Genomic DNA, 22737 nt, shown 5'->3' with positions numbered 1-22737 from the left:
AACCGGCCGGAATTCACCGCAGCCAGGAGGAGTAATGCCGGCCAAGCGCCGTCTCATCGTTTCGTGCATCGCGGCGGCAGCTCTCAGCCTCCTGGCGGGCGGCGGCATCGCGGGGCAGTCGCCGCCGGGCACCGATGCCGTCGACGGCGCCGCCCCCGGCGCCCCGGGGGCGGCGAGCGGCACGGCGCACGGCGCGTATCTGGACTACGGGCCCGCAGGGGTCAGCAGGATGGCCGAGCTGTCGCGCTGGCTCGGCGGGGCGGAACTACGGGTGGGGCACACGTACCTGCCGGGCGATCTGTGGGTGAACATCGAGGGGGCGCCCGATTTCCTCGACGCCTGGGCGGAGTGGAGACAGGCGGACCCGGAACGGATGTTCGTCCTGAACGTGCCGATGCTGGAGCGCAACGAGGAGCGGGTCCCCGACGACGAGGTCCGCGCCCTGCTCCGGGCGGGCGCGGCCGGAGAGTACGACCAGCACTTCACCCGGCTCGCGGAGCGGCTGGTGGAGCTGGGCGTTCCCGACACCGTGATCGTGCTCGGCTGGGAGATGAACGGCACCACGTACACCCATCGGTGCGGCCCCGATCCCGCGTCCTGGAAGGCGTACTGGCAGCGGATCGTCACGGCGATGCGCGAGGTGCCCGGTCAGGACTTCCGCTTCGACTTCACGCCGAGCCGGGGACGGGACGCGGTGCCGTGGACCGAGTGCTACCCGGGCGACGATGTCGTCGATATCATCGGGATGGACTCCTACGACCAGCCGCCCGGCGAGACCTTCGACGACCAGATCACCGACCCGTACGGGCTCCAGAAGCACGTCGACTTCGCCGCGGAGCACGGGAAGCCCATCTCCTTCCCGGAGTGGGGGCTCTTCCGCAACGGTGACAACCCCGAGTACATGCGGCGGATGCTGGAGTGGATCGACCGGCACGAGCCGCTGTACCAGACGATCACGGACTACTGCCCGCACGGCGTCTGGCAGTGCGAGAGCAATCCGCGGTCGTCGAAGGTGTTCCGGACGATGCTGACCGATATGGCCGCGCCCGCGTCGAGCCCGCCCCCCACCCCCGCGCCTACCGCCGCCCCGACGGATCCGGCGCCCTCCCCGACGGTCCCGCCGTCGGTGGTGCCGTCCCCGGTGGCGTCGGCGCCCACGGCGCCGGGGGCCGGGGCGCCGCCCGCCCGCGAGTGGTGCGTGCCGGTCCCGTTCGGCGACTGGCTGGGCCCGGGGCTGCGGGAGCGCGAGATCTGCTTCCGCTACTGATCCCAGGCATGGAAACGGCTCCGGCCCTCCCGTCGGGGCCGGAGCCGTCCACCCACACGGGTCCAGCGCGGGGCAGGTGGACAAGCAACCGCTTGTCACCACCACCCAACGCGTACGCGGCCCGCTCCGTCACGCCGCCGAACGAGGGACAGTCCGCGCCCGAACCCCGCACCGGGCGCGGTCCGGGGCAACGAGCGACCATGGAAACCTACAGAGGGTGGTGAGGTGCAATGGCATCCGCCGACGAGGGCTCCCCGGCGGAGCCCGGCCCGCTGCCCTCCGGGGACGGGCTGGAACCAGCGCGGACGACCGACGGCGCGGCGGCGGTGATCGCCGGGGACGGCACGGTCATCGGCTGGACCCGCGGAGCCGAGGCGCTGCTCGGGTATCCGGCGGCCGAGGTGGTCGGCCGGTCCGCCTCCCGGCTGCTCACGGGCCCTCCGGACGCCCGGCGCACGGCCGCGGTGGCCGCCCGCTGCCGGGCCGGTTCGGGGTGGAGCGGGCTGGTCCCCCTGCGGGCCCGGGACGGCCGGTCGCTGGACATCGACGTACGGGTCACCGCCTCGTTCCTGATCGCCGGGCGGGAGGGCTTCCTGGTGTCCGGGCGGGAACTCACCCCGCACTGGACGATGCGCGGGTCCGTGGTCGACGGCTTCCTGGCCCGGTCGCCGGTCGGCATGGCGGTGCTCGACCCCGACCTGCGTTACCTCTGGCTGAACGACACCCTGGAACGGGTCGACGGCGTGCCCCGGGAACAGCGTCTGGGACGCCGGCCGAGCGAGGTGCTGCCCAGGGAACTGGCGACGCCCATCGAGCGGTTGATGCGGCAGGCCCTGTCGACCGGCGAGGCGATCACGGACTACGAGTACCTGGGCTGGAGCTGGCCCGATCCGCGCCGTCGGCGGGCGTTCGCGAGTTCGTTCTTCCCGCTGGCCGACGCCGGGGGCCGGTGGATCGGCATCGGCTGCATGGTCCTCGACGTCACCGACCGGTGGAACGCACGCCGGCTGCTCGCGCTGGTGAACGAGGCCGGAGCGAGTATCGGCAGCACCCTGGACGTACAGCGCACGGCGCAGGAGCTCGCCGACTTCGCGGTGCCCCGGTTCGCGGACTTCGTCTTCGTGGACCTCTTGGAGACCTCGTTCGGCGGCGACCGGCCGGGGTCGGCGGCGTCGGCCGAGGGCGAGCGGCCGGCCATGCGCCGGGCGGGCCTGAGCTCGGTGCGGGAGGGCTGCCCGGAGGCGGTCGTACGGGTCGGGGAGGCGGTCGACTTCGTGCCTCCGCCGCACGACGCGCACTTCCTCCTGGGCGGCGACCCGGTCCTGCTCCCGGTGCTCGACCCGGACAGCCACGGGTGGACGGTGGAGCAGCCCGCACGGGCCGCCCGGCTCCGGGAGTTCGGGCTGCACTCGCTGATCTCCGTACCGATGCGGGCGCGCGACACCGTGCTGGGGCTGACCACGTTCATGCGGTCGCGGAATCCGGTGCCTTTCGACGAGGACGATGTGGCGCCCGCCCGGGAGCTGGTGGCGCGTGCGGCCGTGTCCGTGGACAACGCCCGCCGCTATACCCGGGAGCACACCGCGGCGCTGGTGCTCCAGCGGAGCCTGCTGCCGCACACGCTGCGCGGCGGGACGGCGCTGGACGTGGCGTCGTCGTACCTTCCGGCGGACGCGAAGGACGGGGTCGGCGGGGACTGGTTCGACGTGATCCCGCTGTCCGGGGCCCGGGTCGGCCTGGTCATCGGCGATGTCGTCGGACACGGCATCGGGGCCGCCGCGACCATGGGCAGGCTGCGCACCGCCGTACAGACGCTGGCCGACATGGACCTTCCCCCGGACGAGCTGCTGGCACGCCTGGACGATCTCGTTCTGCGGCTGAGCGAGGAGGAGCGCGCGGGGGGACCGGAGGAGCGGGGCGGGACGACGGTCGTGGGGGCCACCTGCCTGTACGCCGTCTACGATCCGGCGAACGGCTGCTGCACGATGGCCCGGGCCGGCCACCCGCCACCGGTGATCGTCACGCCGGACAACACGGTCAGCTTCCCGGATCTGCCCGCCGGGCCGCCCCTGGGACTCGGCGGGCTGCCCTTCGAGTCCCTGGAGATCGAGCTGCCCGAGGGAAGCCTCCTCGGCCTCTACACCGACGGGCTCATCGAAGGGGCCGACAAGGACCTGGAGCGCGGAATGGACCGTCTGGGACGGGCGGTGTCCCGGAACGGAATGCCGCTGGAGGACCTGTGTCCGGCGGTGGTCGAGGAGCTGCTGCCCGTCCCGCAGCCGGACGACATCGCGCTGCTCCTCGCCCGGACCCACCGCCTGAGCCCCGAGCGCCTGGTCTCGTGGGACGTGCCCGTGGACCCCGCGGCGGTCGGCGAGACCCGGGCCAAGGTCTCCCGCCAGTTGGAGACGTGGGGGCTCGCGGAGCTGTCGATGACGACGGAGCTGATCGTCAGCGAACTGGTGACCAACGCGATCCGGTACGCCGCAGGTCCTGTGCGGCTGCGGCTGCTGTTCCAGTCGGCGCTGACCTGCGAGGTGTCCGACGCCAGTAACACCTCGCCGCGGCTGCGGCACGCCAGGACAACGGACGAGGGCGGGCGCGGGCTGTTCCTGGTCGCTCAGCTCGCCCATCGGTGGGGCACGCGCTACACCCCCCGAGGGAAGATCATCTGGGCGGAGCAGCCCCTTCCCTGATCCGGCCCGGTCCGCGGGACGCCCCCTGACTGCGGGACGTCCCCTCCGGACTCTCCTCAAGGACTCTCCTCACGGGCGAAGAGACGGGTCAGCGGGCCGTCCGCCCGGATCAGCTCGTCCCATGTGCCCTCCTCGACGATGCGCCCACCGTCCAGGACCGCGATCCGGTCGGCCCTGCGGACCGTCGCCGGGCGGTGGGCGATCACCAGGGTCGTCCGGGTGGCGGAGTCGGCAGCGAGCGCCCGGGACAGCTCCGCGTCGCCCCGGTGGTCCAGGTGGGCCGTCGTCTCGTCCAGGACGAGTACCCGCGGGCCGCTCAGCAGCCCCCGGGCCAGGGCCACCCGGGCGCGCTGGCCGCCGGACAGGGTCGCGCCGCGCTCGCCGACGGCGGTGTGCAGACCGTCGGGCAGGGCGTCGGCGATGGGGTCGATGCCGCAGATCCGGGTCACCGCGCCCAGTTCGTCCGCCGTGGCGTCCGGAGTGCCCAGGCGGAGGTTCTCGGCGAGGGTGCCGTGGAAGAGCGGGGCTTCCTGCCCCACCACGGACACGGCGGCGCGCAGGTCTTCCTCGGTGAGGTCCCGCAGGTCCACGGGGCCGGCCGGGGCGGCGGGCACCAGCTCGACAGCGCCGGCCTCGGGGTCCCAATAGCGCGCCAGGAGGTGTGCGCAGGTCGACTTGCCCGCCCCGGACGCTCCGACGAGGGCGACGGTCTCGCCCGGCCGGACCGTCAGGTCGAGGCCGTCCAGCACGGCCTCTCCCCCGTAGCCGAACCGGACTCCGCGCAGCCGCAGGCCGAGCGGTCCCGGCGGTACGGGGCGGGGGACGGTGGGAGCGGGGGCTCCGGCGGGGGCGTGCACGGCGGCCCGGACCCGGGCGGCGGCGGCGCGCAGACCCCCGGCCCGGCCGAGTGCGGCCGCCGATTCGGCGACCGGGGCCAGGGCTCCCAGGGCCAGTGCCATGGCGGCCGGGGCCCACGCACCGTCGAGACGTCCGGCGGACGCGGCGTGGGCGGCGGCCGCCACGACCCCGATGACGGCGGCGACGACCAGCAGGTCGCGGGCGGCGCCCGCACCGGTCTCCCAGGACTGTTCGGCACGTTGGGCGCGGGCGAGCCGACGTCCGGCGGACCGGAGCCGGGCCCGCCTGCGGTTCAACGCTCCCGCCATCAGGAGTTCGCGTAGTCCGTCGACGCTCTCCACCGTCTCGGACGACACCTCGGCGAGCGCGCTCCGGGTCCGCGCCCCGCGTTCGGCCCGTCCGCGCGCCTCGAACAGGGGCGACCAGATCAGGAGGAGCGCGGCGGGCACGACGGCGAGCAGCAGCCAGGGGCCGAGGGCCGCCAGCACAGCGGCCGACACCGCGAAGACCACGCCGGAGGCGAGGAGTTGGGCGATGGCGTGGGCGTAGAAGAACTCCAGTGCTTCGACGTCCCCGAGCGCGGTGGCCGCGAGGTCGCCGCTGCGCCGGCCCGCGATCCGGGCGGGGGCGCTGCGGGCCAGCCCGTCGAAGACCCGGACGCGCAGTTCGGCGAGGACCCGGTAGGCGAGGTCGTGCGAGAGGTCCATCTCCCGCCAGGTGGCCAGCGCCCGGAGCAGGACCAGCCCGATCAGGACGGCGACGGTCCCCGGGGCGGGTGGGCGGTGCTCCGTCACGGCCGTGCCCACGGTGTACGCGGCGAGGGTCACGAGGGCGACCAGCGCCGCCTGGTCGACGAGGGCGGCCAGGCAGGTGCGCAGGACGGTGGCTCGGTGCGCGCCGAGGACCGGGAGGAGCGAGCGCAGGGCGCCGGTCGCGGCGTCGTCGGTGACGGCGCCGCCGGGGGAACGGGCCGGGCCGGTCGGGGCAGAGGTCGAGGTCATGCGGCGCGCTCCTCCTGAGCGGTGCGCCCGGCCGCGACGAGCGAGGCGTACACGCCGCCGCCCGCGAGCAGGGTGGTGTGGTCGCCCGCGGCGGCGACACGGCCCGCGTCGAGGACGACGATGTGGTCGGCGTGGCGTACGGCGTCGAGCCGGTGGGCGACGACGACGCAGGTGCGGCCGCGGCCGGCCGCCGACAGTTCCCGCACGATGCGGGCCTGGCCGCGTTCGTCGACCGCGCTGGTGGCCTCGTCGAGGATCAGGACGGGGGCGTCGGCCAGCACCGCCCGTGCGAGGGCGAGCCGTTGGCGCTGCCCGCCGGAGAGCGTGGCGCCGCGTTCGCCGACGAGGGTGGAGTAACCGCGCGGCAGGCGGGCGATCTCCTGGTCGATCCCGGCGGTGCGGGCGGCGGCGCGCAGTTGTCCGTCGGTGGCGGCCGGGCGGGCGATCCGCAGGTTCTCCGCGATGGTGGCGTGGAAGAGGTAGGTGTCCTGCGAGACGACGGCGATGCCCCGGCGCAGGGAGGCGAGGGTGTACGCGGCGGTGGCCGTCCCGGCGACAGTAAGGCTGCCGCTGTCCGGGTCCCGTTGCCGCAGCAGCAGGCTCAGCAGGGTCGACTTTCCCGCCCCGGACGGTCCGACGACGGCTGTGGTGCGCCCGGGGGCCGCGGTGAAGGTGACGCCGTCGAGGGCGGGCAGCTTGCTCCCCGGGTGGGTGAAGCGCACGTCCTCGAAACGGATTTCGGGTGGGCTCTCCCAGGAGCCGGCCAGGGTGCCCCGGTCGGACACGGCGGCCTCGGCGGTGCGCAGGGCGGCGATTCCGTCGGCCGCGGACACCCCGAGATAACCCGCGTGCCACTCGCGGGAGAGGTCGCGGACGGGGCGGAAGCATTCCGAGGCGAGGAGGAGAAGGAGGTAGGTGCCGGTGGCGGCGGTACGGCCGGTGGCCGCCGACGAGCACGCCACGAGGACGGCGGCGGCCGTGCCGCCCTGGACGGCCAGGTCGGTGAGGCCGGTGTCGACGAGCGAGACGCGGAGTTTGGCGACGGTGGCCCGGTGCAGGGCGGCCGACCGCCGCTCCAGCCGTTCCCGTACGCGGCCCATCGCACCGGTGGCGCGCAGGGTCGGCATCCCCTGGAGCGCCTCCAGGTAGTCGGCGGCGAGGGCTTCGTAGGAGTCCCAGTGCTCCTTGCCCCGCCGCGCGAGCAGCCGGTCCCACCAGCGTGGTCCGAACAGGGCGAGCAGCAGGGCGGGGCCGAGGGCGAGGGCCGCGTACGGCTCGACGAGGGCGACGGCGACGAGCAGCAGCGGTGGAACGGCGCAGGTGATGAGCGCTTGGGGCAGATAGCGCGAAACGTACGCGTCGACGCCCTCGACGCCGTCCACCAGCGTGGCGCGCACGGCTCCGGCGCGCGCGCCGGTGATCGCGGTGGGGCCGAGTGCGCCGAGCCGCTCCAGCAGGGTGTCGCGCAGCCTGACCCGCACGGCGGCTCCCGCCGTGACGGCGGTCAGGCGCTGGGCGCGGCCGAGTCCGGCGCGGACCAGCACGACGGCGATGACGGCGGTGAGCAGGGGGACGAGGGCGGCCGCCTCCCCCCGGGCGATCCGGGCGAGCACGAGGGCGAGCAGGACCGCCTGGGCGAGGTGGGTGGCGGCGACGGCCGCGAGCAGGGCGGTGGCGAGGCCGAGCGGGCGGCGCGCGCTGTTCGCGGCGCGCAGGAGTTCGGGGTGGAGCATCATGGGCGTTCTTCCTCGCCGGGCGGAGCCGCCGGGGCGGCGCTGGTCGGGGGCGCTGGGGCGGGTGCCGTCGGGGCGGGCACCGGGCTCGCTGTGCCGGGGGCCGCGGAGGCGGGCGGTGGTGGGGCGGGTGGTGTTTCGGCGGTCGTTGGGCGTCGGACGAAACCCGGGTCCGCGGGGCCCGGGTCCACGGGGCCCGGGTCCACGGGGCCCGGCGGTGGGGGCGCTCCCACCACGAGGCCGTGCACGACCCAGTCGCGTCCGGGAGTCTCGCCCAGCGCCGCGCCCAGATCCGCCCGCTGCCAGGATCCGACGGGACGGGAGCGCAGGCCGAGCGCGGTGGCGTGGGCCTGGACGGCTCCGGCCGCGTACCCGGCGGCGAGGTGGCCGGTGCGAACAGTGGCAGGCGGGGCGACGTCGGGGCAGCCGTGGGCGAGGAGCACCGCGCCCGCGCCGCCGATCCACTGCTGGCCCGCGGCCCAGTGGGCGAGGGTGGGACGCGCGTCCCCGGAGGCGCGGACGTCGAGTCCGCTGCTGCCGGGAGCCTTCGCGTACAGGGCCGGGGCACCCCCGCCGAGCGCCGCGGTCCAGACGGGTCCGTCCGGCCGCGCTGTCCCGGCTGTGGTCAGGAGCCGGGCGAGCTGCTCCTCGCCGGGCGGGTGGTTCAGGTCGTCGGGCGGGGCGCTCCGGCGCGCCTCCAGGGCCGTGTCGGTCACAGGTCCCGGACGGACGGCCGGGTGCCAGGTGCCGCCGGGCAGCTCGGGGGATGCCGCGATGTGGTGCAACAGATGGAGTGTCGCCGCGAGTTCAGGGGGCGGGGTGGGTCCCGCGCCGGGTCGCGGCGACGGGTTTCCGCTACAGGGTGTGCCTGACCAGGCCATGAGTGCCCCGGGGGCGTCGGCTGTCACGCTCACGGGTGTCAACCCGACTACCACGAGCGGCACTTCCGGTTCGGTGCCGGGCCGGGCGTCCGGCCGGTCCGGAGCGGAGGGCAGCCCGGCGGCGGCGGCGAGAAGGACGGTGTCCGCGTCGAGGCAGACCAGGACGTCGGCGGCCGGGGGCGCGGCCAGCGCCAGGGCCGCGGCGGCGTGGCCGGTGTCCAGCAGCAGGAGCGGCCAGGCCCGGTGGCCGTAGTGTGCGACGGTGCGGGACGCGACCACGGTGAGGATCACGAGGACGCCCGGAGGTACGCCTTCGGGGGCGGGGCCGCGCGGGTGCGCGCGGTGGGCACGCGGGTCGTAGGCGTAGCGCCCGCGCGGCAGCGAACACCCGGGCCCGGCCAACAGGTGCGCGCGCACCGGGTGCAGGGCTCCCGCCGAGGGGACGGGCCGCAGCCGGCCCGGTGTGCCGGCGGGCGCGGCCAGCGAGAGCCGCAGGACGCGGTCGAGGTCGAGCGCGGCCCCGCCCCGGGCCCCGGGGTCCGGCCCGGACCGGACCCCGTCCCCGGCCAACGGCAGCCCGGCTCCGCTCCAGGGGAACGGGCGCTCGGGAACGTGCGGGGAGAGGCCCGGCGCGCGCGAGGAGCGGACGTCTGCGAGGGCCCGGCGCAGCAGGCCGGACGCGGGGTGCGTCCGGGGGTCGGGGGCGCCGGTCGGGGCCGGGGTGTCGGGCATGGTGGCGCGCTCCTTCACATGTGCGGGGGCGGGGCGAGGGTGAAGTCCCCCGGGGCGGTGGGCGGTCGGGTCCGCCAGCCCCGGGCGAGCGCCGCGTCCGCGAGGCGTGGGCAGCCGAAGTAGCCGAAGGCAGCGGGGGCGTTGGGGATCAGCCCGGAGACCAGGACGCGGGCGACGCGCAGGGTCGTCTCGGCGACGTCCTCCGTCGTGAGGTCGGCGGTGATCACCCGGTGCCCCCCGGCGGCGAGCGCCGCGTCGAGCGCGGTGCGGCCGCCGTGGGCGATCGCGGTGACCGGGACCGTGCCGAGGGCGGGTTCGGTGAAGCGGCGGGCGAGCGGGGACATCCGGTCGTCCAGCCAGACCTGGACGTGTGCCCCGAGGTCCCGCACGGCGGCGAACCCGGTCCCGCAGTCGTCGAGATAGCGCCGGTCGGCGCGGTGGTCGAGGTAGAGGCCACGGGCGAGCATCCCGGCTTCGACCGCCCGGTACACCCAGCCGTCGGCGTCCACCGCACCCTGGGTGAACACCCAGGTGTGCACGGCCTCCAGGACGGCCTTGCGGGCCGCTTCCGCCGGGTCGTAGCGGCAGGCGAACCCGGCCGCGTAAATGCCGCGCCCGGAATCGTGCACGAGGGCCGCCACACAGGGGGCGAACTCGGAGGGCATCTCCACGATGTGCACGTCCAGCCCGCAGCCGGCCAGGTCCTCGGTGAGCCCGGGAACGCTCGCCGGGTCGATGCCCCGGGTGGGTCCGTCCAGGTGCCACCACAGCTCCAGGGCGTCGCGCTCGACGACTTCGAGGAGCCCGCGCTCGACGGCGTCGTCGAGGCCCTGGCCGGTGGCGATGCCCGCGTAGTTGAGATGGTGGGTACGGGGCAGCGAACGCAGTTCCCCCTGCCGCCAGTTGAGGTGGGTCAGCGCGACGGGGGCCCAGCACGGCCGTCCGTCCTCGACGACCCGGGTCCACAGAGCCGGTGTGTCGGGCGTGAGTTCGGTGTACGGGAATCCCGGGCGGTCGTACTGCCAGGGGGCGTACGTCGGCAGGGCGCCGGGCCCGTAGACGCGGTGGCCCTCGGCGGCCAGTTCGGCGGCGGTGGCCCGGCGGGGCTCCTGGGGGTGGCCGGGCGGGGGGAGTCGGTTGCCGCAGTAGCGCTCGACGGCTTCGGCCACCGCGGCGATCCAGGCGCCCCGGGGGTCGCCGAACGTGGTGCCGAGCGAGACGCGGTCGGCGGGCCAGGCGCCGAGGCGGCGGGCGTCGGCGACCTCGGCGGTCATCGCGGTGTAGCGGGGCGGCGCACCGGTGGGGTGCTCGACGGGGGCGACGTCGCGGATGATCCCGGTGACGGGATCGACGAGGGCTTCGACGGGCAGGGCGTTGGTCATGGTCAACGGCATATCTCCGGTGCGGGCTCGACGTAGCGGCGTCGGGCGACGACGGGCAGGTGGAGGGCGCTGCCTCGGGGGTTCACGGTGCGGCGGGACGGGGCGAGCCGGGTGGCGGTGACCGGGTCCTCCCCGGTGTGCGGGTTACGGGCGTGGGCGGGGAAGTGGTGTCCGGCGATCTCCGCGCGCAACCGGGTCCCGGCGGGCAGTCGGCGGCCCAGCGTGCCGAGCGGCACGGTGACGTCCGCGGCCTCGCCGGGCGGGCCGGTGCGCCGGACGATCCCGAACGCGAGCGGATCGGCATGGCCGGACGGGTCGAGCGCGGTCAGGCGTACGGCCCAGTCGGCACTGGGCGTGTCGGCCGTGACGTTGATCCGGGCGACGGCGGCTCCCGCCAGGTCGAGCGGACGGGGCAGCGGTGGCGAGAGGAGCAGGCAGCGATCGGCACGGTCGCCGTCGGCCGGGACGGCGAGGTCGTCGGAGCGCACGGGACGGTCCGGGTCGGCGCTGAACTCGGCTCCGTGGAGCAGCCGCAGACCGGTGGGCGAGCCGAAGGACCAGCGGCAGTCCGTCTCCGGTCGGTCCGATGGGGTGGCGTCGAGAGTGATCGCCGCTCCCGGGGCGTGGTGCCAGCGACCGCTGTCGCCGAGGGCGATGACACCGTACCGCGTCGGCTCCAGCTGCCCGGCGAGCGCCGCGCGGGCCCACCGTACGTACAGCGCACCGAGGTTGACGCGGGCGCGGGCCGGCGCGGAAGGGTCGGCGGTGAGACGGTGCCCCCAGGGCCCGAGCAGCAGGCGGGACGGTCCGCCCCAGCCGCGCCACAGGGCCACGGTGTCGTCGGCGAAGGGGTCACGGGTGCCGCCGACGGCGAGCAGCGGAAGACGCGCGGTGGGGCCCAGCGCGACAAGTCGGCCTCGCCCTCGGCCGGCCCAGAGGCCGGGCCAGGACGGCAGTTCGCGCCCAAGGCCCTCGGCCAGCCGCTCCGCGAGGCGGGCGACCGGGAGGTGTTCGAGCAGTCGGGGATCGTCCGCCAGGGCTCGGGCCAACGCGTCCGGGTCGGAGTCGCGGCGGTCGCCGTGGGCCGCCCACCAGCCGGCCCGGGCCCACAGCCGCTCAGGCCCCCCGGGCTCCCGCGCCGTGTCGGCGAGTCCGAGCGCGGGGACAGCGGCGATCACGGCGTCGGGGACTCCGTCGCAGGACAGGTCGTCCGGGCCGGAGCCGGGCCCGGCGTCGCGGACGGCATCGCAGGCCGCGTCACGGGCGGCATCACAGGCGGCATCACAGGCGGTGTCGCGGGCGGCATCGCAGGCGGTGTCGCGGGCGGTGTCGCGGGCGGTGAGTGCGGTGACGAGGGCGCAGTACGCGGCGTAGGAGGCGCCGGCGGCGACGACCTCCCCGTTGCTCCACACCTGTGCGCGGGTCCAGGCGACGGTGGCCGCGCCGTCCACCGTCTCGTGGCCCCCGTAGGGGTGCCACTCCCCCGGTGAGCCGTGGCGGCCGCGAACGTCCTGAGCGAGGGCGGCGAATCCGTGCGCCGCCCAGCCGCGCAGCTCGGCGCGGTGGGCGCCGCGCCCGTAGGGGGTTCTGATCAGGACGGCGGGGACGGGGCAGGTGCCGTCCGGGAGGCATACGTCGGTGGCGAGGGCGGTGCCGTCCGGCGTGGGGACGTACACGGTGCGGGTGTTCACGCACGCGCCTCGGCTGCCCCGGCTCCGGCTCCGAGACCGGCGCGCGTCCGCGCCGGAGCGGGCAGGGGCGCGACCTCCGGGACGGGGAGCACGGGGTGCTCGGTGAAGGTGAGATCGCGCAGATCGACGCGGCGCAACCGACGGCGCACCGGGAGAACGGTCGCCCGGCTCGTCCCGGCATCGGCCCGCGCCCCGGTTTCGGCTTCGGCTTCGGCTTCGGCTTCGGCTTCGGCTTCGGCTTCGGCCCAGGCGAGCAGGTCGGCGGTGAGGAGCGCGGCGATCAGGGCGGCGGAGGCTTCGGTGGGGTGCGGTCCGGTGTCGGGGGTCCGGTGCCCGGCCCAGTACGCGGCGAGTTCGCGATGGGCAGGGGTGGCCGCGAGTCTGCGGAGCCTGACGTGACGGGAGGTGACGTCTTCCGGGGCCGCGGCAAGGGGTTCGGTCCAGCAGTGGGCGCCCTCGCGGTGGCAGCGCAGCCAGGCGACGCGCCGCCCGGGCAGGAGGTCCGCCGTGTCCCAGAGCCCTTCGGGCACGGGCGAGTCGAGGCACCACACCACGGCGACGCGCCCTTCGGTGCGGTGGTCCGGGGCCGCCCGGGCGAGCTCCGCCACGCGGTCCGCGGTGATCCGGTGGATCACGGCGCCTTCCGCTCCGGCGCAGCGTGCCAGCGGCTCGGCGAGCACGGGATCACCGAGGACATGGACGGTGCGGCCGGCGAGCCGGGCCCGCGGCGGGGCGGGCACCGCGTGCCCGCCCGTCACGAACGCCTGGACGAGTCGGTCGAGTTCGGCGGCGAGCCCGCTCCCGTCCGGCGCGTCCTCGTCCGACGCCTCCTCCCCCGCCAGCCGACGCACCAGGGCCTCGCCGGCGACACCGCCGGTGTCGATGCGCAAAAACTCCCCTCCGGACGTCCGGAGGACGGGGGCTTCACCGGGGACGGTGACGATCCCGGTGCCGGGAGCGAGTCGACTGCGGTTCACGGAATCCTCCGAAGCGGTAAGCAGGAAGCAGGACGTTCGGGGCTGAACGGGCTGAACGGGCTGAACGGGGCGGGCCCGCCCGGGATGTCACCGGGCGGGCCCGCCCCCGCGCCATGCGGGGTACCTGCCGTCAGCGGCAGGCGTCTCCTACTTCTCGGTCGCGGTGTCGGCCTCGACGGCGTCGTCGAAGGGGTTCTCGACGAGGGCGTTCGAGTGGGTGGCGGAGAGGTGCGCGAGCTGCCCCTGGTCGGCGATCGGGCTGAACACCTTGTTGTTCTCCATGAGTCGAGTCTCCATTCGGAAGGATCGGATGGGCGCTTCGTTCGCGGCGTCGGCGACTGCCGCAGCACAGACACTAATGAATATGATTTTCATTCCGCAATAGCTGCAGCGGATCGAGAGGGTGATCTGGGTAACAGACGGGCCACCCACCCTCGCTGTCGACCCCCACCCGGCCCTCCACGCCGAGGACTTCGGCCAGCAGACGCCGGGTGACCACCTCGGCCGGAGGCCCGTCGGCGGCGACACGGCCCTCGCGCAGCGCGACGATCCGATCGGCGAACCGCGCGGCGTGGTTGAGGTCGTGCAGCACCATCACCACCGTCAGCCGACGCTCCGCGCGCAGCCGTACGACCGTCTGGAGCACCTCCAGCTGGTGCCGCAGATCGAGATAGGTGGTCGGCTCGTCCAGGAAGAGCACGCGGGCGTCCTGTGCCAGCGCCATGGCCAGCCGGACCCGCTGGCGTTCGCCTCCGGACAGCGCGTCCACGGGCCGGTCGGCCCAGGCGGTGACGCCGACGTCCGCGAGCGCCCGCGACGTCACCTCGTCGTCTCCCTCCCGCAGCATCCCGAGCGGACCCCGGGCGGCGTAGCGTCCCTGACGCACGAGTTGGCGCACGGTCAGTCCCGGCACGGCGGGCGCGGACTGATGGAGCAGGGCGACACGCCGGGCGGCGGTACGGCGGGGCAGCCGCGCCACGTCGTCGCCTTCGAGCAGGACCCGCCCGCCGCTCGGGGTGAGCAGTCCGGCGGCGAGCTTGAGGAGGGTGCTCTTGCCGCAGCCGTTCAGCCCGATCAGCGCGACCAGCTCGCCGGCGCGGACGCTCAGGTCCACCCCGCGCAGGACCATGCGGCCGGGGTAGCCGAAGGTCAGCCCCTCCGCCCGGACGACCTCGGGGCCGGGCACCACGCCCGGTTCCGCTTCCGGCCCGGCCGCCTCCACCGGGCTCGACTCCACTTGTCCGGTCAGGCCTTCCGGCATGTCACCCTCCTCATCCACTGTCCTCCACTTCCGTCGCCGTCGCCGTCGCTGTCGACGCCGAGGCCCGCGCCGATGCCGCCATCGGCGCGGCCGTTCCGCGTGCCGCTCTCCGTCATCGCTCGTCCGCCCGCCGTCGCGCCACGACCATCAGCAGCCCCGCCCCCACGAAGGTGGTCAGGGCGCCGACCGGAAGGGTCAGCCGGTCCGCGTCGAGCGCGGTGGCCAGCAGCCGGGACAGCAGCTGGGCGGCGGCGTCCGACCCGCACACCACCGCCGCGCCGAGCAGGGCGGCACCCGGAAGGGTGATGCGCAGATCGGCCCCGAAGACGGCCAGCGCCAGATGGGGCACCAGCAGCCCCACGAAGCCGAGCGCCCCCACGGCCGACACGGCGCCGGCCGTCAGCGCGACGGCGCACACGAGCGCCGCTCCCCGGCCCCGGCCGGTGGCCAGGCCCGCGGCAGAGGCCTGTTCGTCACCGCAGCGCAACAAGGTCAGCGGCCCGGCGAGCAGCCAGGCCGCCACGCCCCAGAAGGCGGCCCACGGCCAGAGCAGATTCCAGTGCTGCCACACCCGGCCCTCGGTGGAGCCGATCAACCACTGGACGACGCTGCCGAGTTCGCCGGGGGCCACCAGGAGGACGACCGCGGTGAGCCCGGCCAGCACCGCCGACACGAGGACCCCGTACACGGCTGTCTGCTCCGGGTCGCCCCGGTCCCGCCCGGCGAGCAGCCACAGCAGCCCCGCCCCGGCGAAGCCACCGAAGCAGGCCGCCACGACCACGGCCGTGGGGGATTCCCAGCCCGCGAGGCCGAGGCCGGTCGCGGCGACCGCGCCGAGCACCGCACCGGGAGTGACGCCGGTGACCTCGGGCCCGGCCAGCGGGTTGCGCAGGGCCGACTGGAGCACCAGCCCGGCCACCCCGAGGCACGCCCCGGCGACCAGCGCCACCAGCAGCCGGGGCAACCGCAGTCGGAGCACGATGTGCGCGGCGGTGGGGTCGTCACCGCCGCCGAACAGCACGGCCCGGACGCCTTCGGGGGTGACGCCCCGGCCGGCGAACAGGTCGGCGCAGGCCACCGCGGCGACGAGCAGCGCCAGGCCGCCCATCCGGACGCCCGGTGCGCGCAGGACCCGACGAGACGGTACGGGCACGGTGTCGATGAGCGTCATCGTTCCGCCTTCCACGGGACGGGAGCAGGGAGGTCCGGCGGAGCACCCCGCAGGGACGGGAGCACGGGCCCCCGGTCCCGGGCGGGCCGTCTCCCCCGCTTCAGCAGCACGACCCCGACCGGCACTCCGACCAGGGCGGTCCAGGCGCCGACGGGCGTCTCGACCGGGGCGAGCGCCAGCCGGGCCGGCTGATCGGCGCACAGCACGACGATCGCGCCGCACACGGCGGACCGGACGAGCCACCCGGCCGCGCCGCCGTCCGGGCGGAGCCGGCGGGCGAGGTGGGGGGCGAGGAAGCCGACCCAGGCCACCGGTCCGCAGACCGCGACCACGGGGGCGATGAGGACGACGGCGATGCCCAGCGCGGCGACCCGCGCGCGTTCGACGCGTACGCCCAGCGCACGGGCGTCGTCGTCGCCGAGGCGCAGCACACCGAGCACCGGCACGCACAGCACCAGCGCGGGGACGGCCACGGCGAGCCAGGGCAGCAGACCGGTGACGTCGTCCCAGGTGCGGGCGGACAGACTGCCCAGCAGATAGCGGTAGATGAGCTGGAGGTCGAGCTGGTCGGCCATCACCATGAGCACCAGCAGTGCCGCCTGGAGGGCTGCGGCGACGGCGGCTCCGGTCAGCAGGACGGCCGAGGGGCTCCGCCCGAATCCGGCGGCGACCAGGGTGAGCAGACCGCCGAGCGCCGCCCCGGCCAGGGCGAGGAACGGTTGCAGTCCGAGGGGAACGGCCAGGGCCAGGACCAGCGGTGCGGCGACGCCGAGGGCGGCCCCGGAGGAGACTCCCAGCATCTCGGGCACGGCCAGCGGATTGCGCAGGGCCTCCTGGAGAACGAGGCCGGCCGCGCCCAAGCAGGCACCGGCGATCAGCGCCAGCACCATGCGGGGCAGCCGTAGTTCGGAGACGACGAGCCCCGCGAGCCCGTCGGCGCCCAGCGTGGCCGGGAGCCTGACGGGCGGGACGTACGGCGTGCCGAGGCTGAGCGCGCAGACCGCGCCCGCCAGGGCCGCCGCGCCCAGGCAGAGCGGCGCCACGGGCGGACGCCTCACCGCAGTGCGGCCGTCGCCTCGTCGAGGACGACGCCCAGGGAGCGGGTGCCGCGCCCCTTGGCCCACACCTCGGAGTCGACCTCGATGACCTTGCCGTTCCGCACGGCGGGGATGCGTGACCAGAGGGGGTTCTTCGCCAGCTTGTCGGAGAGCTTGCCGTCCGGGGCGCCGAACGACAGGGTCTCCACGAACAGGACGTCGACGTCCCGGGCGAGGATCTCCTCCAGGCTGTAACTGCCGTCGACGCCCCGGCTCTTCCAGGGGTAGTGGGAGATCTTCGGGAACAGCCCGGCCGCCACGTCGGACTCCGGGGTGGCCACGCCGAAGTTCTCGTCGCTGCCGTAGACGATGAGCGCGGTCTTGTCGCTCTTCCTCTTCTCCGCCTGTGCCAGGCGGGTGCGGAAGGTCTTCTCCGCCGTCTCGCCCTGATCGGTGCGGCCGGTGAGCGCGGCCAGGTCCCGCAGGTAGCCGACGCTGTCCTGCCAGGATCCGGGCTGGACCGGCCAGAACGTCGTAGCGCCCTTCAGCGCGGGGGCCAGCTTGCCGTGCGTGTCCTCCAGGCCGATCACCAGGTCGGGCCGGTGGGACAGGATCGCCTCGACCTCGGGGCTGAGGAAGCCGCCGGGCACCACCGGCACCTCCGCGGCCTTCTTCTCGCCGAGGAACTTCGGGTGCGCCAGCACCTGGGAGTTGGTGGCGGTGGGGGTCATGCCCAGCTCGACGAGGATGTCGTCGCAGAGGGCGACCAGGCAGACGATCTTCTCCGGCGGCTTCGGCAGGGAGACCGTGACGCCCTTGGCGTCGGTGATCCGGGTGGCGGCCTCGATGGGCCGCACCTCCGTGCTCGTGCCGCCGCCGGCCCCGTTCGCCGGATCGGCGGCCGGCCCTCCGGTGTCGGCCTCCCCGGTTCCGCAGCCGGCCAGCAGGCCTCCCAGTACGGCGATCGCGGCCCAGCGGCGGACTCTCAGCGCGGTTCGTGGCATCGACGGTCCCTCAACGTTCCTGTGCGGTCCCGGGGATGGGGCAGAGGAGGCGGCAGAGCCCCGGGAGCGATCCCCGCCACAGACCGAAACCTTACACATGATTATCATTTCCAATAAAGTGGCTGGCGTCCTCACCCGGTCCTCGCCGGAAGCCACCGGCCCCCGCCACCCCCACGACCCCGCCGACCACAGGAGTTCGCCATGCCGCAGTCCCCGCAGCCCTCGCCCCACGCACCGCCGCGCCTGCTGGTCTCCGACCATGTCGCCGGCCGGATCAGCCTGCTGGACCTCCCGGACGGCACGGAGCGCGCCGAGCTGAACCACCGGCACCTCGCCGAGCACGCGGGGTTCCTCGCACTGCCGGACGGCCTCACCGCCTGCGTGGACGACCGGGCGGGCGAGCTGCTCGTCCTCGACCCCTACGGCCCCGGCGCCGGCCGGCCACTGGTCCGGCGGCGGATACCGGTCGCGGTCCCCGCCGAACATCTGGCGGCGGACCCGGGAGGGCGGCACCTCGCGGTGACCACCGGCCTCGGCCGCAACGAGGAGGCCTGGACGGGGCTTCTGACGGCAGTCGACCTCGACGCACCGGACGGTGCCGTCGCCGTACGCGTACGGGGGCGGACGGGCGAGCCGGGGGTCACGGTCCTCGGCGGGCCGTCCTCGCTCGTGGTGCTGCGCCACCGGGAGCCCGGCGAGCTGCTGGTCCACCGGCACCGCGACCTGATGCGTTCGGCCCCCGCATGCCCGTCGGCGATTCCGGTCCGGAGGATCGGCCTGCCGGACGACGACGGTCACGGCGACGCCCACGACCCGCTCACCGGCCGGGTGTTCGCCGCCGCGGGGTCGGGGGTGCACCGGGCACGGCGGGAGGATGACGACCTCGTCATGGAGGCCGCCCTGCCCTGGCCCGCCGACGGGCGCTCCGGCGGGCGCGGTTACTATCTGCGGCTCGACCCCGTGCGGCGGATGCTCTGGTCCTGCGTGCGCGGCGGACCGGGCGATCCCGGACAGTGGCCGCAGTGGTCCAACGACGCCTGGTGGCACCACCTCGACACCGGCGTCACGGGCCGGCTGGACCTGGGCCCCGGGCTGGTCTTCCGGCTCGCGGTGACCGCCCGCCACGTCGCGTACACCCGCGTCCACCCGGACGGCGACGAACTCGTCCTGCTCACCGCGCCCACGATCGCCGGATCCCGCCCGGAGGTCGCCGCGCGCCTGCCCCTGCCCGCCATGTCCGGCGCGCCCCGGCCCGGCGGGACCCCCTGGGACGGCGTGCAGCGGCGGGCCGTCGCCGCCTCACCCGGCGGGGGCCTGGTCGCGGTCAGCCGGGGAGGCCATGGCGAGGTCCATGTCTTCGACGCGGACCGGGCGGACCTGCTCACGACCCTGACCGTCCCGACTCCTCTGGACGACGGCGGCCACCTCGCCCTCCTCACCCCCGGGGACGGGGCCGAGGCCGACCCGGTCGGCCGCTGAGAGACACCGCGCGGGTGGGGGCGCGGCGCGACCGCCGCACCACCACCCGCCCCGGCGCTCGGACCGTCCTCACCAGGAGGACTTGGTCACCCCCGGCAGGAACCCGGCGTGGGCCTGCTCACGCATCCGGACCCGGGAGAGCCCGAACCGGCGCAGATATCCCCGGGGCCTGCCGTCGACGCTGTCACGGTTGCGCACCCGTGTGGCACTGGCGTCGCGTGGCTGACGCCGCAACTCCTCGACGGCCGCGCTCCGTTCGCCCTCCGGCGTACCGGGTCGGCGGATGATCTCCTTCAACTCGGCCCTGCGGGCGGCATAGCGGTCGACGGTCTCCCGACGCCGGTCGTTCCGCGCGATCTTGCTCTTCTTCGCCATCAGACCTTCCCTCCCCGCGCACGGATGCGCGCGACCGCGGCCTCGATGCCGATGCTGTCGACGGCCTTGATGGCACGAGCACTCAGCGTGAGGCGCACATAGCGACCCTCGCCGGGCAGCCAGTACCGCTTGCGCTGGACATTCGGGTCGAACCGTCGGGACGTCCGGCGGTGCGAGTGGGAGATGTTGTTGCCGAATCCCGGCTTCGAGCCGGTCAGTTGGCAGTGGGCGGACATGAGGTTACCTGCCTCTCCTTCGACGCATCCATTATTGAAAATGGAAACCATTGCCATATAGTAGCGCCCATGGCTCGCAACGAAGTACGCCCGGTCATCAAGCTCCGCTCCACCGCGGGGACCGGCTACACCTACGTCACCCGCAAGAACCGGCGGAACGACCCCGACCGGATGGTGCTGCGCAAGTACGACCCGGTCGCCCGACGCCACGTCGACTTCCGCGAGGAGCGCTGAGACCGGAAAGGCCCCGCCGCTCCCCCTCACCCGCCCCGGACCCGACCCCTAGGACACCGTCATGAAGCCCGGAATCCACCCCTCCTACGGCCCCGTCGTCTTCCGCGACAAAGCCGCCGACTTCGCGTTCCTGACCCGCTCGACCATGACCAGCGACCGCACCGTCACCTGGGAGGACGGCAACACCTACCCGGTGGTCGACGTGGAGATCTCCTCCGCGAGCCACCCCTTCTACACCGGCACCGCCCGCGTGCTGGACACCGCCGGACGCGTCGAGCGCTTCGAACGCCGCTACGGACGCGGTGAGGCCCGGTGAACGGGCACCGCACGAAACTGCCCGTCGTCATCGTCTGCGGCCTGCACTCCGAGGCCCGCCGCGAAGTGGTGGAAGGGCTGCTCCGGGACGTCCCGTACAGCGTCGCGCTCCACCACGACCTGTCCACGGCCACCGGCGGGACCGTACGCCGCTCCCTGCGGGATTCCGGCGGCGAGCTGGATTCCGGCGAGACGCCGCTGGTGAACGCGTGCGCCTGCTGCGCGCTGCGCGAGGACCTCGTCCCCGAACTCGAACGCCTCGCGGGGGACGGACGGACCCGCCTCGCCGTCCTGGAGCTCTGGGACTCCGTCGAGCCGAAGTCCATGGCCGAGGTGATCGCCGCGCACACCACCGCCGCCGAGGTCACCAACGTGTTCGCGGCGGTCGACCCCACGCTCGTCCTGCCCTGCCTCTCCAACGGCGACGATCTGGCCGAGGCCGGTCTCGCGGCGGCGCCGGCCGACCGGCGGACCATTGGCGACACCTGGGCCCGGCAGGTGGAGTACGCACCCGTACTGGCCGTGACGGCGAGCCCGGCGGCCGACGACGAGGACCGGGCCCTGATCCGACAGCTTCACCCGACGGCGCGTCAGGCCGCCCCTGGGTCAAACGAGTTGGCTCGGCTCGCCTTCGCGGGATTCGACGTGGAGGCGGCGGGCGCGGGCCAGCACCCGGCCTGCGCGCTGCTTCCGCAGGAGGCAGACGAGGCCGGGGTGGGCACGCTCGTCTGGCGGCGGCACCGCCCCTTCCACCCCGAGCGCCTGTTCGACGCACTGGAGGACCTGAGTTGCGCGGCGGCCCGCAGCCGCGGCCGGTTCTGGCTCGCGGACCGGCCCGACACGCTGCTCTCCTGGGATGCCGCGGGCGGAGCGCTCTGCGTGGAGAACACCGGCCCCTGGCTCGCCTCGCTTCCGGATGCCGCCTGGTCCATGGTGCCGCCCTACCGACGGGCGGCCGCCGCACTGGACTGGCACCCGGAGCACGGCGACTGCTGCCAGCACCTGGTCTTCGTCTCCCCCGGCCTCGACCGCGACGGCCTGACCGGCCTCCTCGACTCCTGCCTGCTCACGGACGAGGAGTACGGCACCGGCCGGGAGGCGTGGAAAAGCCTGCCCGCCGCGTTCGACGCGCTCCTCGACCCGGTGCACTGACGCCCCGCCCCCGAACCCCGCGCCTCGAACGACCACCGACCGCACACCGAGCACGAAGGAAGCCCCGTGGCACGTCAGCAGGACCCCCGCAAGCCGCTCAAGAGCCGGCCGAACCCCCTGGACGCCGCCAGGATCACGTACATCGATTACAAGGACACCGATCTGCTGCGGAGGTTCATCTCCGACCGCGGGAAGATCCGCAGCCGCCGGGTCAGCCGGATCAGCGCCCAGCAGCAGCGACAGATGGCCGCGGCCATCAAGAACGCCCGCGAGATGGCCCTGCTGCCGTACATCGGATCCGCGGCGGGCAATTAGCGCGCGACGCCTCCCGGCGTCGGCGCGCCCCGGTGGATCAGAACGCGAATACGGCGTTGTCGTTCATGCTGCCCGCCATCTCGCAGGCATTGCCGTAGGCGGTGCTGAACCGGACCTGCTTGCCCTGCCAGACGCCGTGGGCGGTCACGACGACCGGGTCCCACTGACGAGTACAGGTCCGGTTCGACGGACCGGCGGCCAGCTCGGAGAACTCCCCCTGGACCGCGGCCAGCTCCTTGCAGGCCGCAGCGGGAGTGGGGTGCGTCCCCTCGGCGGTGGGGACGCAGCTGAGCGTCACGGCCCGCTCGACGGTGGCGGTCAGCGGGTCCTCGCCGTGGGCCACGGTGAGGACGAGCGCCGAGGGCGCGTAGAGGCTCTCCGCCCCCGTCGGCGCGGCCTGGGCGGCGGCGGTCGTGAATCCGCCGAGCAGAAGGGTGAGGACAGTGACGGTCGCGAAGGTCCGGTGAGGGTTGCGTCGCATGGGTGAAGGCTCCTTGGTCGTGTGCCTGATCGCGGTCAGGAGTCTTACGCATGCGGAAAGTAGGCGCACGTTGACGGCCCGCTTCCAGCCGCAGACGGACGTTCGATCCGACCGAATGGTCATTCGGGCAGCTCAGGCACCTCGCGCGAGCCGTCCAGCATATGGACGAACTTCGGCGGTTCACCACAGAACAACCGTCTGACCTGCGGATGCGCAGAACCCCGTCGATGCGCCACATCGCCGCTTCGGCGAGAAAGTACCGCCGAACCCGGGCCCCTCGAACTCTTCCGAGAGCGTCGACCACCCCTCGACGACGACCGGCGCCCACACGCCGCACCACCCGAGGGTTACGCGGAGGACACGATTCCGAATCCCGCTTGACCGGGGTAATTTAGGTTAGGCTAACCTCACGGCCGTGATCGCTTCTGCCCTCGACCGAGAAGACCCCCCGCCGCGACG

General features: G+C 74.7%; 21 protein-coding genes. 7 read left to right on the top strand and 14 right to left on the bottom strand.

The genetic code is table 11. The features are described from left to right. Positions 1–34 precede the first annotated feature (34 nt). Together ACH4RG_RS20870 and ACH4RG_RS20865 are read left to right on the top strand one after the other, a co-directional pair. The gene (locus ACH4RG_RS20870) at positions 35–1267 is read left to right on the top strand and encodes a glycoside hydrolase family 26 protein (RefSeq protein WP_398539954.1); all 1233 of its coding nucleotides are present in this window, start codon (positions 35–37) and stop codon (positions 1265–1267) included. Positions 1268–1497: 230 nt separating this feature from the next. After that, on the top strand, positions 1498–3963 hold the full coding sequence (locus tag ACH4RG_RS20865) for a SpoIIE family protein phosphatase (RefSeq protein ID WP_397917852.1): 2466 nt from the start codon (positions 1498–1500) through the stop codon (positions 3961–3963). 56 nt (positions 3964–4019) lie between these two features. Here ACH4RG_RS20865 and ACH4RG_RS20860 read toward each other — a convergent pair whose 3' ends face one another. From ACH4RG_RS20860 to ACH4RG_RS20810, 11 genes are all read right to left on the bottom strand, one after another. Beyond that, the gene (locus ACH4RG_RS20860) at positions 4020–5822 is read right to left on the bottom strand and encodes an ABC transporter ATP-binding protein (protein WP_397917851.1); all 1803 of its coding nucleotides are present in this window, start codon (positions 5820–5822) and stop codon (positions 4020–4022) included. After that, a complete protein-coding gene (locus ACH4RG_RS20855; protein ID WP_398539953.1) occupies positions 5819–7558 on the bottom strand; it encodes an ABC transporter ATP-binding protein/permease in 1740 nt (579 codons plus the stop codon). Before ACH4RG_RS20855 ends, ACH4RG_RS20860 begins: the two co-directional genes overlap by 4 nt. After that, positions 7555–9168 carry a nitroreductase gene (locus tag ACH4RG_RS20850; RefSeq protein ID WP_398539952.1) on the bottom strand — a complete coding sequence of 538 codons (1614 nt, stop codon included), beginning with the start codon at positions 9166–9168 and terminating at the stop codon, positions 7555–7557. Before ACH4RG_RS20850 ends, ACH4RG_RS20855 begins: the two co-directional genes overlap by 4 nt. A 14-nt stretch (positions 9169–9182) precedes the next feature. Then, positions 9183–10550, bottom strand: a complete 1368-nt coding sequence (locus tag ACH4RG_RS20845) for a YcaO-like family protein (protein ID WP_397927311.1) — start codon at positions 10548–10550, stop codon at positions 9183–9185. A gap of 2 nt (positions 10551–10552) precedes the next feature. Continuing rightward, entirely contained in the window at positions 10553–12241 is a 1689-nt protein-coding gene (locus ACH4RG_RS20840) for a CocE/NonD family hydrolase (protein ID WP_398539951.1), read from the bottom strand. After that, a complete protein-coding gene (locus tag ACH4RG_RS20835) occupies positions 12238–13218 on the bottom strand; it encodes a hypothetical protein (protein ID WP_398539950.1) in 981 nt (326 codons plus the stop codon). Before ACH4RG_RS20835 ends, ACH4RG_RS20840 begins: the two co-directional genes overlap by 4 nt. 147 nt (positions 13219–13365) lie before the next feature. Then, complete coding sequence (amiA, locus tag ACH4RG_RS20830; protein ID WP_361872703.1) at positions 13366–13500, bottom strand: streptamidine family RiPP; 135 nt, start codon at positions 13498–13500, stop codon at positions 13366–13368. A gap of 73 nt (positions 13501–13573) precedes the next feature. After that, positions 13574–14479 (bottom strand): ABC transporter ATP-binding protein, encoded by a 906-nt coding sequence (locus ACH4RG_RS20825; RefSeq protein WP_397917845.1) that lies wholly within the window; start codon positions 14477–14479, stop codon positions 13574–13576. Between the two features lie 112 nt (positions 14480–14591). Beyond that, positions 14592–15650 (bottom strand): FecCD family ABC transporter permease, encoded by a 1059-nt coding sequence (locus ACH4RG_RS20820; protein WP_397917844.1) that lies wholly within the window; start codon positions 15648–15650, stop codon positions 14592–14594. Next, entirely contained in the window at positions 15647–16708 is a 1062-nt protein-coding gene (locus ACH4RG_RS20815; protein WP_398162638.1) for a FecCD family ABC transporter permease, read from the bottom strand. The genes ACH4RG_RS20820 and ACH4RG_RS20815 overlap by 4 nt, the downstream gene beginning before the upstream one ends. After that, the gene (locus ACH4RG_RS20810) at positions 16705–17691 is read right to left on the bottom strand and encodes an ABC transporter substrate-binding protein (RefSeq protein ID WP_398539949.1); all 987 of its coding nucleotides are present in this window, start codon (positions 17689–17691) and stop codon (positions 16705–16707) included. Before ACH4RG_RS20810 ends, ACH4RG_RS20815 begins: the two co-directional genes overlap by 4 nt. Before the next feature lie 201 nt (positions 17692–17892). On the opposite strand from ACH4RG_RS20810, the gene ACH4RG_RS20805 reads away from it, so the two are divergent. Continuing rightward, on the top strand, positions 17893–19170 hold the full coding sequence (locus ACH4RG_RS20805) for a hypothetical protein (RefSeq protein ID WP_398539948.1): 1278 nt from the start codon (positions 17893–17895) through the stop codon (positions 19168–19170). A gap of 69 nt (positions 19171–19239) precedes the next feature. On the opposite strand, the gene rpsN is transcribed toward ACH4RG_RS20805, so the two are convergent. Both rpsN and rpmB read right to left on the bottom strand, forming a co-directional pair. Then, positions 19240–19545, bottom strand: a complete 306-nt coding sequence (gene rpsN / locus ACH4RG_RS20800) for a 30S ribosomal protein S14 (RefSeq protein WP_397917840.1) — start codon at positions 19543–19545, stop codon at positions 19240–19242. Next, on the bottom strand, positions 19545–19781 hold the full coding sequence (gene rpmB, locus ACH4RG_RS20795; RefSeq protein WP_398539947.1) for a 50S ribosomal protein L28: 237 nt from the start codon (positions 19779–19781) through the stop codon (positions 19545–19547). The genes rpsN and rpmB overlap by 1 nt, the downstream gene beginning before the upstream one ends. A gap of 69 nt (positions 19782–19850) precedes the next feature. On the opposite strand from rpmB, the gene rpmG reads away from it, so the two are divergent. From rpmG to rpsR, 4 genes are all read left to right on the top strand, one after another. Further along, positions 19851–20015 (top strand): 50S ribosomal protein L33, encoded by a 165-nt coding sequence (gene rpmG / locus ACH4RG_RS20790; RefSeq protein WP_003964410.1) that lies wholly within the window; start codon positions 19851–19853, stop codon positions 20013–20015. A gap of 61 nt (positions 20016–20076) precedes the next feature. Next, a complete protein-coding gene (locus tag ACH4RG_RS20785; protein WP_006129269.1) occupies positions 20077–20331 on the top strand; it encodes a type B 50S ribosomal protein L31 in 255 nt (84 codons plus the stop codon). Continuing rightward, the gene (locus ACH4RG_RS20780; RefSeq protein ID WP_397917839.1) at positions 20328–21482 is read left to right on the top strand and encodes a CobW family GTP-binding protein; all 1155 of its coding nucleotides are present in this window, start codon (positions 20328–20330) and stop codon (positions 21480–21482) included. The genes ACH4RG_RS20785 and ACH4RG_RS20780 overlap by 4 nt, the downstream gene beginning before the upstream one ends. A gap of 66 nt (positions 21483–21548) precedes the next feature. Then, positions 21549–21797 carry a 30S ribosomal protein S18 gene (gene rpsR, locus ACH4RG_RS20775; RefSeq protein WP_397917838.1) on the top strand — a complete coding sequence of 83 codons (249 nt, stop codon included), beginning with the start codon at positions 21549–21551 and terminating at the stop codon, positions 21795–21797. A gap of 37 nt (positions 21798–21834) precedes the next feature. On the opposite strand, the gene ACH4RG_RS20770 is transcribed toward rpsR, so the two are convergent. Further along, positions 21835–22278 carry a subtilase-type protease inhibitor gene (locus ACH4RG_RS20770; RefSeq protein WP_397927306.1) on the bottom strand — a complete coding sequence of 148 codons (444 nt, stop codon included), beginning with the start codon at positions 22276–22278 and terminating at the stop codon, positions 21835–21837. Positions 22279–22737: the final 459 nt, after the last annotated feature.

The sequence above is a fragment of the Streptomyces sp. NPDC021019 genome (assembly GCF_044333295.1).
Classification (GTDB): domain Bacteria; phylum Actinomycetota; class Actinomycetes; order Streptomycetales; family Streptomycetaceae; genus Streptomyces.
This window is presented reverse-complemented; position numbering and strand designations above follow the sequence as displayed.

What these genes read in the sequence shown, in the direction of transcription:
- ACH4RG_RS20870 (WP_398539954.1), top strand. Translation starts at nt 35, where the DNA reads ATGCCGGCCAAGCGCCGTCTCATCGTTTCGTGCATCGCGGCGGCAGCT.
- ACH4RG_RS20865 (WP_397917852.1), top strand. Translation starts at nt 1,498, where the DNA reads ATGGCATCCGCCGACGAGGGCTCCCCGGCGGAGCCCGGCCCGCTGCCC.
- ACH4RG_RS20860 (WP_397917851.1), bottom strand. Translation starts at nt 5,822, where the DNA reads ATGACCTCGACCTCTGCCCCGACCGGCCCGGCCCGTTCCCCCGGCGGC.
- ACH4RG_RS20855 (WP_398539953.1), bottom strand. Translation starts at nt 7,558, where the DNA reads ATGATGCTCCACCCCGAACTCCTGCGCGCCGCGAACAGCGCGCGCCGC.
- ACH4RG_RS20850 (WP_398539952.1), bottom strand. Translation starts at nt 9,168, where the DNA reads ATGCCCGACACCCCGGCCCCGACCGGCGCCCCCGACCCCCGGACGCAC.
- ACH4RG_RS20845 (WP_397927311.1), bottom strand. Translation starts at nt 10,550, where the DNA reads ATGACCAACGCCCTGCCCGTCGAAGCCCTCGTCGATCCCGTCACCGGG.
- amiA (WP_361872703.1), bottom strand. Translation starts at nt 13,500, where the DNA reads ATGGAGAACAACAAGGTGTTCAGCCCGATCGCCGACCAGGGGCAGCTC.
- ACH4RG_RS20825 (WP_397917845.1), bottom strand. Translation starts at nt 14,479, where the DNA reads ATGCCGGAAGGCCTGACCGGACAAGTGGAGTCGAGCCCGGTGGAGGCG.
- ACH4RG_RS20820 (WP_397917844.1), bottom strand. Translation starts at nt 15,650, where the DNA reads ATGACGCTCATCGACACCGTGCCCGTACCGTCTCGTCGGGTCCTGCGC.
- ACH4RG_RS20810 (WP_398539949.1), bottom strand. Translation starts at nt 17,691, where the DNA reads ATGCCACGAACCGCGCTGAGAGTCCGCCGCTGGGCCGCGATCGCCGTA.
- ACH4RG_RS20805 (WP_398539948.1), top strand. Translation starts at nt 17,893, where the DNA reads ATGCCGCAGTCCCCGCAGCCCTCGCCCCACGCACCGCCGCGCCTGCTG.
- rpsN (WP_397917840.1), bottom strand. Translation starts at nt 19,545, where the DNA reads ATGGCGAAGAAGAGCAAGATCGCGCGGAACGACCGGCGTCGGGAGACC.
- rpmB (WP_398539947.1), bottom strand. Translation starts at nt 19,781, where the DNA reads ATGTCCGCCCACTGCCAACTGACCGGCTCGAAGCCGGGATTCGGCAAC.
- rpmG (WP_003964410.1), top strand. Translation starts at nt 19,851, where the DNA reads ATGGCTCGCAACGAAGTACGCCCGGTCATCAAGCTCCGCTCCACCGCG.
- ACH4RG_RS20785 (WP_006129269.1), top strand. Translation starts at nt 20,077, where the DNA reads ATGAAGCCCGGAATCCACCCCTCCTACGGCCCCGTCGTCTTCCGCGAC.
- ACH4RG_RS20770 (WP_397927306.1), bottom strand. Translation starts at nt 22,278, where the DNA reads ATGCGACGCAACCCTCACCGGACCTTCGCGACCGTCACTGTCCTCACC.